Here is a 12,626-nt window from a genome sequence, read left to right on the forward strand (position 1 = left end):
CGGAACAATGCCACATCTGTGCGCCATCCGTATCAAGGCCAGACTTTCTGCCTGCCTCGTCCTTGCCGCCGGGCTGACGATGGGACTGGCGATGGGGATGATGATCCTGCCGGGGGCCGGGGTAGCCCAGACAGCCGCCCAAACCCCCGATGCCGATTATCAGAGGGTGCTGGATAATCTTCTGACCGGAGTGGTGCAACCGGGGCTGGAGGGTTTTGCCCGCAGCACCGAAAGCCTGTCTGCCCGGATCGATGATTTTTGCGCCACGCCCGATGAAGCGGGCTTGCAAAATGTGCAGCAGGGATTCCACGATGCCATGGATCGCTGGCAGGAAATTCAGCCGTGGCGCATGGGGCCGATGGTTGCCCTTGGCCGGGATCAGCATATTGAATACTGGCCCGACAAACATGGCACCGCCACCCGCCAGTTCCGCCAGCTTTTGCGCAGCAAACCCGATATTTACATCGACCGTGCGCAAATCAGCACGACCAGCGCCGCCTTGCAGGGTTTCCCGGCGCTGGAACAGCTTTTGTTTGACCAGGACATTGCCGCGCAATTGCAAGACGGGACCGGTGACGGCCCTTATCTATGTGCCTATGCCGGGGCGATTGCCGCCAATCTGGTGCAGATCAGCCATGATTTGCGGGCCGAATGGCCGGAATTTGCCGATGCCATACGCCAGGCCGGGCCGGACAGCCTTGATTACCCGGATGCCAGATTTGCCGCCACCGAACTTTATCGCGCCCTGCATGAAGGATTGCTGATTATTGCCAGCCAGAAACTTGCCCGTCCGCTGGGCGCGGATGCCGGTGATGCCAATGCCAAACGTGCCGAAAGCTGGCAATCGCAACGGTCCCTGCGCAATATCGACCATAATCTGAAAGCGCTTTATGCGATTTATGACGGATCGTTCCGGGGGGCCGGTGAAAGCGGCAAGGGGCTTGTCGCCCTGATCGGCAATGATTTGCTGGATCGGTCGTTGCGGCTGCACTGGCACAATGCCTTTGCCGATCTGGATGCCCTGCCGTCCTCGATGGTCTGGTTGCTGGATCAACCCGATGGTTATGACCGGTTGCAGGCCTTTGCCGATCGCATCGCCTTTTTGACCGGGCTGGTGGAAAACGATGTCGGGCGCACCACGGGGCTGGGCGGCGGGTTCAATTCGCTGGACGGAGATTAATCATGGATGATTTCGCCACAGGCCGCCGCGATATATTACGGCTGATCGGGCTGGGCGGGGCGATGACCCTGTTGCCTGTCGGGCTTGTTCATGCGGCGACCCCCGATCCCGCCCCGCAGGATCGCGCGGTTTATCTCAGCGCCAGTGCGGGCGACAATCATGATTATTATGTCAGTGCCTTTAACGCCGCCGGGGATATCCTGTTTCAGCAGGCCCTGCCCGGTCGCGGCCATGATCTGGGCCTGCGGCCCCGGCATGTCGATGTGGCGGTGATGGAACGCCGACCGGGGCTGTATGGCCTGATACTGGATCGTCATAATGGCGATATCCGCGCCAAGCTGTTTGCCCCCAAGGATCGCCGTTTTTACGGCCATGCGATTTATTCGGCCAACGGGCGTTATCTTTATGTCACCGAAAATGATTTTGACCGGGCGCGGGGGGTGGTGTCGGTCTGGGATGCCGGGGATGGTTATCGCCGGGTGGCGGAATTTGACAGTTATGGCACCGGGCCGCATGAATTGCATCTGATGCCCGACGGCGATGGCATTGTGATTGCCAATGGCGGGCTGCATACCCATCCTGATGATCAGGATGGCCGGGCGCCCCTGAACCTTGATGTCATGACCCCCAATATTGCGATTATCGACCGGCATAGCGGCAAATTGTTGCATCAGACCGCCCTGCCCGGCGATTTGCATCAATTGTCGATCCGCCATCTTGATGTCAGTGCGACCGGCCTGATTGCCGCCGGGTTTCAGTATCAGGGCGCATTGTCCGATGCGGTGCCGCTGGTCGGCATCTGGCAACCGGGGGATGGATCGGGGCTGAATGCCCTGCCTGCGCCCGACAATGTGCAATATCGCATGCGCCAATATTGCGGCAGTGTGCGGTTTGATGCCAGCGGTTCGGTGTTTGGTGTGTCGTGCCCGCGCGGTGGATTGATGACATTCTGGGATGTGGCGGGGCAGAATTTCCTGACCCATATTGCCGCCCCCGATGGCTGTGGCCTGACCGCGACCGGGCGCAAGGGCGAATTTGTCGGCACCAGCGGCCTTGGCACCGGTTGGCGCTTTGACGCCATCCATCGCGCCCGCGTTGAATTGCCCGGCGATTCGCTTAAATCCCGGCATTGGGACAATCATTTGCGTCGCCTTCCGGCCTGAAAACGCCGATTCTCGCCCGCCGAAAGGCCACCGGATCATCGGCGGCCTTTTTTTATGGCCGGATAAAATCGCTATTTTCCGCCATTTTACCGGCTCGCCCGGCTTTTGAAAGCATCCGGCAAAAATAAATCGCAACTAATAACGATTTTCACTTGCATTGGGTGCGCAGCCTGAATATAACGGTTTTCGACACAGCCCGCGAATGACATACATTCGCATTTGTCCCCAAAACGGCTTGTCTCTCACCTGCGGGTCTCTCTCCCCGCAGGCCTCTCAAGGTGGACAGCGGCGGTAACCGAAGCGGGAAACGGTTACCGCCGCTTTCTTCTTTTAGCGATACAGCAAATCATCAACCCGGCAATCCTTCTGACCTGTGCTATAACTTACGAAGCATTCAGTGAGGCTCTGAGCGGGTGGTAATGTGCATAGCGTTCCTCCAAAAGAAAGGATCGCTGCACACGTCACAAGATACCATCTGATTGAAGAAAAATATCACTCGGGGAAGTGAGAATGGTTTTCGGGAGAGGGCAAAGTGCTGATACGAATGGGGGATGGAAAAACCATTATCAGCGCATGCGTCGATGGGAAGCACGAAGCCTGCTAGCGCTCCGCAATCTTCCAGAATCCGATTTTAAAGATGCTATAGACTTTTCTTTGGCATATTTTGTGTGGTGCCACTCGTTATTTGAATGGCTCCACGAAGACGGAGCAATCGATAAGTTAAAACTATCTGAAAAGCTCAATAGCTATCAGGTGTGGCCGCTTTGCAGGGATATTGCTAATCGTGTTCGGCATTTTGATCTTCGGCGCAAACCTACGGATAAGGATTGGTCCGCATATAGAGAATACTTGCCCTTTGAATACCAAATCGCAGGAAAAGAAAAACACGTGGCCAATATCATGTTTGACGGCAGGAAATGGCGCATAGACGAAGCGATTTCGGAGGCGTCAAGGATGTGGGAAGAAATAGCTCGTGACATGCTAAACCAACCCGATGTCGACAAATGCCGGGATCAAACACCTAATGAAGGGCCTGATTAAGAATTAGGTCATCGCCGAAGCCCGATCAATAATCGCAAGCTGTTGAGCGTTACCAGAACCGTCGCGCCGGTATCGGCCATCACGGCCAGCCACAATCCGGTGACACCGGTAATGCTGGTGACCAGAAATACCGCCTTGAGGCCAATCGCCAGCCCGATATTCTGCCGGATAATGGCGCGGGTCCGGCGGGACAGCCGCACCAGCCCGACCACATCGGACAGACGGGCGCGCACCGCCACCGCATCGGCGGCTTCGAGTGCGATATCCGTGCCGCCGCCCATTGCAATGCCGACATCGGCGGCTTTCAGGGCCGGGGCATCGTTAATGCCATCGCCCACCATCGCCACCATGCCTGGCGTCGCCGGATCATCGCGCAGGGCGATCAGGGCATTGAGCTTGTCCTCGGGCAGCAATCCGGCGCGATATTCCATGCCCAGATCACCGGCCAGCCGGGCGGCAACCCTTTGGGCATCCCCGGTCAGCATCACCGGCGCAATCCCAAGTGCGCGCAAGTGTGCCAGAGCTTCGGCGGCATCCGGCCGGGCCTGATCGCGCAGGGCAAGCCCGCCCACCGGCACCCCGTCGCGCAGCACGACAATCGCGGTTGCGCCGCTGTCTTCCTGAAGGCGCAGCCATTGCGCCAGACTATCATCGGGCGTAATGCCAAGCCGCAGGGCCGATCCGGCCTGATACATCACCCCGTCCAGCCGCCCTTCCACCCCCGCCCCGGCAAGGGTGCGGGCATCGGCAATATCAGGCAGGGTCAGGTTACGGTCCCGTGCGGCGGCGACAATTGCGGTTGCCAGCGGATGCGATGTCACGGTTTCAAGGGCGGCAGTGCGGGCCAGCAGGGCATCCTCATCCCCGCCATCCAACACCAGAACCCCGACCAGCGCCGGGCGGCCTTCGGTCAGGGTGCCGGTTTTGTCAAACGCCATGACGCGCACCGCGCCAATCGCCTCCAGCGTCGCCCCACCCTTGATCAGCAAGCCGATCCGCGTGGCACGGGCCAGCGCCGATGTCACCGCCGCCGGGGTTGAAATCACCAGCGCACAGGGGCAACCGATCAACAGCAGGGCCAGCCCGCGATAAATCCAGTCGTTCCAGTCCTGCCCGAACAGGATCGGCGGCACCAGAATGGTGAGAGCGGCCAGCGCCATAATGATCGGCGTATAGATTTTGGCGAACCGGGCGACAAAGCGTTCGACCGGGGCCTTGTGCTGTTCGCTTTGTTCGACCAGCGCAATCACGCGATCCAGCATGGTCTGGCCCGACGCCCGCAAAACGCGCATTTGCACCGGGCGGTCGGTGACAATCGCCCCGGCAAACACATCGCTGCCGGTTTCGCAGGCGACCGGCACGGATTCCCCGGTCAGATGGCTGTTATCAATATCGGCCGCGCCGCGCACCAGAACCCCGTCGGCAGGAATGCGTTCACCGGGGCGGATTTCAACAATATCATCGATGCGCAATTGCGCCGGGGAAATATCCTCAAACCCGGTTGCCGTGACCCGGCGTGCTGTTTCCGGGGCCAGCTTCATCAGGGATTTCACCCCGCTGCGTGCCCGGCCTGCGGCGATGCCTTCAAGGCTTTCGCCAATCGCAAACAGCAAAACCACCATCCCGGCCTCAAGACTTTCGCCAATCGCCACCGCGCCAATGACGGCCACCACCATCAGCAATTCAATCGAAAATACCGACCCGGCCCGCGCCAGATTGACCGCCACCTTCATCACCGGCAGGGCAGCCAGAAGGGCGGCAATCCCCATCACAAGGGCGGCATAATCCGGCAGCACAAACGCCACGATCCCGCCCACCGCAAGGCACAGGGCGGCATACAGAATTTCATCAAGGCTTTCGGGCCATGGCAGGCGGCGCGATGATGCTTCATCGTCACTTGGCGGCATGGTCGCTTGCCCGTCCACCATCACAGTCGCCTGAAATCCCAGAGCGCGGATTTTATCGGTGATATCGTCCAGAACCGGGCCGCTGTCATCGTGCAATTCCAGCGTCATGGTTTCCGCCGCCATCGACACCGTGACGGATTGGACCGGATCAAGCCGCACCATCGCCGTTTCGATCTTGCCGACACAGGACCCGCAATCCATCCCGCCAATCCGCCAGCGCCGCCGGGTCGTCATCATCATCGCCTCACATTCAAAAATTCATTCATATGTTATATTCAAATAATCATTCATATGTTTGCCTGTCAAGCGTCTCATATGAATCAGAATTTGTTTTTCGCGGAAAGGCCGGAAACCGGCAGATCAATCGTGGGTGACGTGGGCAAAGATATCCTGCACGACACAGGAAATATGTTCGTCATCAATGCGGTAATAGATATGCCGCCCCTGCCGTTCGGACGCCAGAATGCGCTGATCGCGCAAATGGCGCAAATGATGGCTGGTCAGGGATTGCGACATGCCGGTTGCCTCGGCCAGTTCGCCAACGGTTTGCGGATGTTCCATACAGCGCAGCACCAGTTGCAACCGCCCGGCATCGCCCAAAAGGGCAAAAATCCGCGCGGCGGCCTCGATTTCCGGCAGGGACAAGGCCCGCCCGGTTGCGGCCAGCGCATCGCGCGTTACCGCCGCCCCTTGGGCCGCTGACAGGCCCAGACGGGCCGCCACCGCCGCACTGTCTTGCGGCAAAGCCAAAGACGCCGCCGGTGACATCGGCGATGCCATTGCCGGGCGGGCAGCGACATTGCGGGATTTAAGATCGTTTTCTGCCATCCCCCTATTTTCCACGCCCGCCGGTTTTGCGCAAGGAAACAAATTTTTCCGTGAGCATGATTGTCATATGTTAGCGGGTATGGTCTGAGCGTTGCCCGTTGGTATTAGGCTAGCTGAGCCAGTTCTACCAGCATCTCTGAATCCACAATTTCAAGTTAGACATCGGAGGCAGGCTCTTCGGATGAAGTCTTCTCCCCAATCATCATATCGTAATGTGCACCATGATTCGTGACCTCGAATATCTTTTTGAACACAGCGAGATAGCGGGCGACCGTCGTATCATCCGCAGCGACATACAGATCATCCGCGAAATTGTGAGAGCCGTCATTGATCCATGAAAACAAGGACGAGCATACCTGCTGATCACGCCCCTCAAACTTCGCAATTACTGCGTCCTTATCCATATTACCGAGGATAGTGAAGTAATGTTCGAGGATACGACGCAGGACGTTCTGAATTGTTAGATTCGAGCGATTTGGATTTTTCACCTCGGCCCACAGCAATTCATAAGATGTCCTGATTGGATTGGCTTCATGGTCGTCAAGGACGGTGAAGCCATTCACTTTACGCACAACCCAAAACGTCTCATGTGCGCGCCGTGTGCTCTGCCGTTTGGGATCGAACGACACCTCTTTATGGAAATAGATATTGTGAGTCAGTATGAATATCTGTTTTACGCGGCTCTTGCTTTCGATGGTTTCGGTCAAAATTCGCTTAATGAGAGAGCTGACGATAAAGAGAACATCGCTATCTAGGCTCGACACAGGGTCATCGAAAACAACGATACGATCGTTGTTTATCCCACTTGCAGTGGTGCTGCCCCGAATCAGATGATAAAAATATAGAAAGGTAATGAAACTCCGTTCTCCTTCGCTGAGGGTTTCCTGAGCGTCACTGCCATCACTTCGCACAATTCGGTAAAACTGTTCTTTCTCGCCTGCAGTTGCCAGCTTGAAACTTGTAAATCCAAATGAAGAAAGCGTATTGTTTATCTCTGTAACGGTTGGATTAACGCTAGTAACGCCCTTCTCCAACTCTCCCAGAACACCACGCGCAGCCGCCAATTCGTTCTTTCTGGCTTCGAGACCACTGGAAAGACCCGCAATTGCCTTGTCGAGCCCCGTCTTCCCAGCAACATAAGAATCAATGATATCCTTCTTTTCATTGATCAGGCACTTCCATATTTCAGAAATGAGCGCCCGACGTTCGTTAGCCAGATTATGAACCAAACTATTGTGCCTTGAAATTTCAGCGTTCGCTTTTTGAATGAGCGCAGCGATTTCTTCGATTGCGTCACGGAGCGGTTCCAGCCTGATTGGTAGGCTGGGTTCTTTCCGTTTGCGCTCGATATGACGCTGGTTAAGACTAATGAGAGAACGGAGCCGCTCCACCATCGGACGAAGAACTTCAACGTCGATGTGCGGATTGCCGGAAGCCAGAACGGCGTCAACTCCATTCAGGAGCACCTCCGAAAGCATTCCATAGGCCTCTTCTATCCGCGCTATTTCACCCATGTCGGCAAGATATGCTTCGTCAAAGAAGGCGTTCAGCTTTGCGAGCAGTTCCGCATCAATCGGTTTCTGGCAGAAGGGGCACGGTGACCCGGCCCCTTCGACATAATTGAGACCTTTGTGAACCCAGTCACTATTACCCAGTCGCCGAATAAGCCCGGCAATGTCGATATCTTCTTTGCCGACCACCTTTTTGACGAGGACCGGATTCTGTTCCAGAGCAAGCACGTCAGTTCCGTTGATCCCCGATAGCATTGGCAATTCACCTACGCCTTCTGCAAAAACGGTATTGGCACGCACCTTCAGGTCATCGACCGGATGTACAGCAGCCTGATTCGCTTCGGCCTCTTTCAGAATCTTGTCACAGAATCGAGCGCGAGAGTTTCGCACTCCGGAAAATGCTGTCTGAAAGCTTCCATCATACGCAGTTTTTATCTTCCAACATGCTTGCTCGAAATTCTCGCGTAGGACGTGAAGCTCTCCATGCTTGCCACTGGTGTCGGCAGGATCTCCCAGCGTACCTTTCAGCGTGTTGATCTGATTTTCAATTTCCCCGACCTTCGTTCGAGCCTTCTCGATCTCTGCCAGCTTCTCAACCGTGACTTCGCCGAGAGTAAAAATACCGCGCAATTGCTGCGAAAAATTATTGGCAACGAAATCTCGATTATAGACGAGGGTTTCCAGAGTACGGCCATCACGCCAAACCATGACGCAGGATGGGTATGCAACATGATCGGCAATGATCCGCGAAATAGTCGTTTTACCGGAACCGTTGGTCCCGAAGATAAAATTGACTGGTCTCAAGTTGTACAAAACCTGCGGGGTGTCGCCATAAGTTGCGACTTTTGCAATTTGAATTTCTTCAATCACGCTTTCCCCCTTAGCAAGTATTTTTGCTTTATATTTAAATTCTCGGAGCCGATACCACCTGCAGCGGATCAATCATAAGCATATCTCACTAAGCAACGAAACAAATTTGGTACCGCGACCACCGTGGTTGAAAGCTGTGCGGCAAAGACGACGACACTATATTTTTTTGAGCGCCGAACCAAAATCGCTGCGATGATTGATCAGGTTGATCACGAGCAGGCCAGCGGTTCCGACGGTCAATATGATGACAACAATCTCAATGATTGGTCGCCCCGCTAGCCCTTGCGCCTTATAATCCTAGCTGTAATAGGATTATAAAATAAGTCTGTTCCCTTTTTCGGTTCCCCAAAGAGTCTTAGCCAAGCGGATCGAACATTTCGCGCATTTTTGCCAGATAATGGTCTTCTGACGTTGACCAGCGCAGTTCAGCCAGAAGCCGGGTATCGGCCCCGGCCAGATAGCGAAGCTGTTGGCCTTCATCGGTCGCGGCCAGAAAAGTGGCCCCGGCGACTTCGGCCTCGGTGCAATAGGGTGTGGGGTATTGCGCCATTTTTGCGAAAAATCCGTGGGCAAAGGCCTGATAATCCGCCGGGATCAGGCCCTGCATCCGTTCCCCGCCATTGGCGGCAAAACGGGTGGTCGGCGCAAGGCCGGGTTCGACCAGCCGAACCTTGATATTGAACATATCAAGTTCATAGGACAGGGATTCGCTATAGCCTTCGACCGCGCATTTGCTGCCGGTATAAATCGCCACCAGCGGCATCGGGCCAATCGCCACACTGGATGTCACATTGATGATGGTGCCATGCCCCTGTTTGCGCATCTGCGGAATGATGGCGCGGCAGGTCGCAAATACGCCAAAGGTGTTTGTTTCAAATATCTCGCGCAGGGTGCTGTCGGGGGTGGCCTCCACCGCCGAGGCAAGGCCGATCCCGGCATTGTTGACCAGAACATCAATCCCGCCAAAGGCCGCAACCCCGTCGGCAATCGCCCTGTCGATACTGTCGGGGTCGGTTACGTCCAGCGGCAGGATTTTCAATTGATCGGACGCATTGCCGAAAATGCCGGGTTCGGGACGGCGCATGGTCGCCACAACGTTCCAGCCACGGGCCAGAAACAGATCGGCCATCGCCTTGCCATAACCCGACGATGTGCCGGTGATCAGAATTGTCTTTGTCATTTGGGTTCTCCGGTTTTGACTTCCGGCAAGATAGACATATCGCCAGGACAGTCTATAATATCGCGTCTTTCATTCATTACAGATCGTCCATAATGTATCCCTTTGGCGACATCATCGCCCTGCTCCGCCCGCAAGCCGTCCTGTCCAAGCCGATCACAGGGCGCGGAAAATGGGGGGTGCGCTATGCCCCCTACAACGCGCCGGGTTTCTCCATCGTGCTTGCGGGCCGGTGCTGGCTGGCGATTGACGGGGCAGAACCGTTGTTGTTGGCGCGGGGCGACTTCATCCTGCTGCCGTCCACCCCGGCCTTTGACATGTTCAGCCATCCCGGCGTTGCGTGCCGCCCCGTCGAACCCGTCATGACCGGCGTCCGGCATGGGGACCCGGACGGGGAACCCGATTTTCAGATGCTGGGCGGGGCATTTCAACTGGACCCGGTCAATGCCCCGCTTTTGCTGACCCTGTTGCCCGGCATGATCCTTGTCCGGGCGGCCGATGGCAATACCGGGCGTCTGGCCCGCATCATTGATCTGATCATCGAAGAATGCGCCGCCGACAACCCCGGTCGGGCAGAAATTCTGGAACGGTTGCTGGAAATTTTGCTGGTGGAATGTCTGCGTTGGCCGGGCAACGGCCAAAATCCCTTGCCTGCGGGTCTTCTGGCCGGAATGCGTGACCCGGCCATCGCAGGCGCCCTAAAGGCAATGCACGCTGATGTTCAGGCAAGATGGACCGTGGCCGACCTTGCCAGACAGGCGGGCATGTCCCGATCCGCCTTTGCGGCCCGCTTTACCGCCACGCTGGGCTGTGCGCCGATGGAATATCTGGCGCGCTGGCGCATGACACTGGCGCGCGACGCCCTGTGCCGGGGCGGAAAATCGCTGGATCACCTTGCCGGGGAAATCGGTTATGAGTCCGCCAGTGCCTTTAGCACCGCCTTTCGTCGGCGGTTCGGCCATTCACCGGGCGCCTTTGCGCGTTCTCACAAAAACACCCTTTCGGATAGACAAACATGATGACCGGGCAAAGTTTCACGGCCTTTCTTTTTGACATGGACGGCACCATTCTGGACAGCATCGCGGTTTCCAATCGCGTCTGGACACACTGGGCCAACAGCCATCAGTTAAATGCGGCAGAGGTCACCAAAGCCATGCACGGCGTCCGGGCGGTTGAAACCATCCGCCGGTTTGCCCCGCCCGGTGTGGATGTCGATCATGAAGCCGCAAAGGTCACGCAGGCGGAAATGGACGATCTTGATGGCATCGTCGAAATTCCCGGCGCGAAACAGTTTCTGACCGCCCTGCCCCCGGAACGCTGGGCCATCGTGACATCGGCACCGCGTCAATTGGCGTTGCGCCGTCTTGGGGCGGTCGGCTTGCCCATCCCCGAAATCCTGATTTGTGCGGAGGACGTCAGCAAAGGCAAGCCCGCCCCCGATTGTTTTATCGCGGCGGCAGGACGGCTTGGCGTCGATATTGCCGATTGTCTGGTCTGGGAAGATGCCGAGGCGGGCATAAAGGCCGCCGAAGCCGCCGGGGCGTCTGTCAGGATCATCACGGCAACCCACAGTGAATCCCTGCAATCCCCCCATCCCGTCGCCCTGAACTATGAAAACCTTGCAATCCGCACCGATGCGACAGGCCGATTGATTGTTCTGGAAACGGGGCGGTAAAGACCGAACGATTACCCCAACAGCATCGGCAGCATTGACGCCACCAGCAAAACAGCCATGCCTATGTTAAATATCCGCAAGGCGCGTTCATCCCGCAAAAACCGCCCGACACCCACCCCGATCAAAATCCACAAAATGGTGCTGGCGAAGGTCGCAAAACCAAAGATCAGGCCCAACACCAAAGCCACCGCAAGGGCATGATCCGCCTGCGCCGCGCCGCCAAAGGCCGCGACCGCCCCGGCCACCATTGCCCATAATTTCGGGTTCACAAACTGAAACAACGCGCCCTGCATAAAGGTCAGGGGCTGTCCTTGCGGCCTCGCCTGCCCTTGCGGATTTTGTCCGGTTTCGGCATTCGGAATAGTCGGCGTCGCACTGCCAATTTTCCATGCCAGCCAGAACAGATAAACAGCCCCCGCCCCTTGCAGGACAAGGCGGATGTGCGGATCATCGGGGATTTGCGCCCCAAGGGCGGCCACCGCCAGCATGATCGCCGTTACCCCCATCGTCACCCCCGACAGATGCGGCACCGACCGGCGCAACCCGTAATTGGCCCCCGATGCCGTCAGCATGGTGTTGTTCGGGCCGGGTGTCGCCGACATCGCAATCGCAAACAGGCTTACCGCCCCGATCCAGCTCCAATCCATGTCCTCTCTCCGCTCGCCCGGCGTGATTGCCTGCCCTCTGCCCGGATTCTAATCCATTCCGGTGGCAATTTGGTTGCGAAGATGCCAATTTTTTTTGATATATTAGCAGTGAATATCCTGAATTATCATTTTATGGGTTTAGAATGCCAATCAAGCTGGACGATACCGACAAACGCATCCTGCGCGAATTGCAACAGGACGGGCGGTTGCAGAATGTGGAACTTGCCGCCCGTGTCGGCCTGTCGCCATCGCCGTGCCTGCGCAGGGTCCGGCTTCTGGAACAGGCCGGAGTGATCAGCCGTTATGTGGCTGTGGTGGATCAAACCAGGGTCGGCTTGCCGTTGTCGCTGTTTGCGCGGGTCTGGCTGACCGCACAGGACACCGATACCATCGACCGTTTTATCGCGGCGATGAAGCAACTGCCCGAAATTGTCGAATGTTATATCATGCTGGGCGAAAGTGATGCGTTGTTGCGGGTTGTCGTCGCCGATCTGGACAGTTACCGGCGGTTCCAGTCCGCCCATCTGACCCTGCATAACGGCATTCAGAATGTCAAAACCGACGTGCCCAGCGAAACCGTCAAACAGACCTTTGCCCTGCCGCTGCGCTAGCCACCTTTTTGTCGAA

Annotated in this window: 11 protein-coding genes; 6 read left to right on the plus strand and 5 right to left on the minus strand. The window is 56.8% G+C overall.

Features of this window, described 5'->3' with window-relative positions; translation table 11 throughout:
• Positions 1 to 7: 7 nt before the first annotated feature.
• From Q8O73_RS04780 to Q8O73_RS04790, 3 genes are all read left to right on the plus strand, one after another.
• Complete coding sequence (locus Q8O73_RS04780; RefSeq protein WP_305555751.1) at positions 8 to 1,180, plus strand: imelysin family protein; 1,173 nt, start codon at positions 8 to 10, stop codon at positions 1,178 to 1,180.
• A 2-nt stretch (positions 1,181 to 1,182) separates the two neighbouring features.
• A complete protein-coding gene (locus Q8O73_RS04785) occupies positions 1,183 to 2,343 on the plus strand; it encodes a DUF1513 domain-containing protein (protein ID WP_305555753.1) in 1,161 nt (386 codons plus the stop codon).
• Positions 2,344 to 2,853: 510 nt separating this feature from the next.
• Positions 2,854 to 3,384, plus strand: a complete 531-nt coding sequence (locus Q8O73_RS04790; RefSeq protein ID WP_305555755.1) for a hypothetical protein — start codon at positions 2,854 to 2,856, stop codon at positions 3,382 to 3,384.
• An 8-nt stretch (positions 3,385 to 3,392) separates the two neighbouring features.
• On the opposite strand, the gene Q8O73_RS04795 is transcribed toward Q8O73_RS04790, so the two are convergent.
• The 4 genes from Q8O73_RS04795 to Q8O73_RS04810 form a co-directional block, all read right to left on the minus strand.
• Positions 3,393 to 5,531: a heavy metal translocating P-type ATPase gene (locus Q8O73_RS04795; RefSeq protein ID WP_305555756.1), complete on the minus strand. Its 2,139-nt coding sequence runs from the start codon at positions 5,529 to 5,531 to the stop codon at positions 3,393 to 3,395.
• 120 nt (positions 5,532 to 5,651) lie between these two features.
• Entirely contained in the window at positions 5,652 to 6,119 is a 468-nt protein-coding gene (locus Q8O73_RS04800) for a helix-turn-helix transcriptional regulator (protein ID WP_305555759.1), read from the minus strand.
• Positions 6,120 to 6,274: 155 nt separating this feature from the next.
• Positions 6,275 to 8,500, minus strand: a complete 2,226-nt coding sequence (locus Q8O73_RS04805; RefSeq protein ID WP_305555762.1) for an AAA family ATPase — start codon at positions 8,498 to 8,500, stop codon at positions 6,275 to 6,277.
• A gap of 355 nt (positions 8,501 to 8,855) precedes the next feature.
• Positions 8,856 to 9,680: an SDR family oxidoreductase gene (locus Q8O73_RS04810; RefSeq protein WP_305555765.1), complete on the minus strand. Its 825-nt coding sequence runs from the start codon at positions 9,678 to 9,680 to the stop codon at positions 8,856 to 8,858.
• 92 nt (positions 9,681 to 9,772) lie between these two features.
• Here Q8O73_RS04810 and Q8O73_RS04815 point away from each other — a divergent pair, with 92 nt between their 5' ends.
• Positions 9,773 to 10,696 (plus strand): AraC family transcriptional regulator, encoded by a 924-nt coding sequence (locus Q8O73_RS04815; protein WP_305555768.1) that lies wholly within the window; start codon positions 9,773 to 9,775, stop codon positions 10,694 to 10,696.
• The gene (locus Q8O73_RS04820) at positions 10,693 to 11,352 is read left to right on the plus strand and encodes an HAD-IA family hydrolase (protein WP_305555770.1); all 660 of its coding nucleotides are present in this window, start codon (positions 10,693 to 10,695) and stop codon (positions 11,350 to 11,352) included. The genes Q8O73_RS04815 and Q8O73_RS04820 overlap by 4 nt, the downstream gene beginning before the upstream one ends.
• Before the next feature lie 11 nt (positions 11,353 to 11,363).
• On the opposite strand, the gene Q8O73_RS04825 is transcribed toward Q8O73_RS04820, so the two are convergent.
• Positions 11,364 to 11,999, minus strand: a complete 636-nt coding sequence (locus Q8O73_RS04825) for a LysE family translocator (protein WP_305555773.1) — start codon at positions 11,997 to 11,999, stop codon at positions 11,364 to 11,366.
• A 143-nt stretch (positions 12,000 to 12,142) separates the two neighbouring features.
• Here Q8O73_RS04825 and Q8O73_RS04830 point away from each other — a divergent pair, with 143 nt between their 5' ends.
• On the plus strand, positions 12,143 to 12,610 hold the full coding sequence (locus Q8O73_RS04830; RefSeq protein WP_305555776.1) for an Lrp/AsnC family transcriptional regulator: 468 nt from the start codon (positions 12,143 to 12,145) through the stop codon (positions 12,608 to 12,610).
• Positions 12,611 to 12,626 lie beyond the last annotated feature (16 nt).

The organism is Thalassospira sp. (assembly GCF_030690045.1).
Lineage (GTDB): Bacteria > Pseudomonadota > Alphaproteobacteria > Rhodospirillales > Thalassospiraceae > Thalassospira.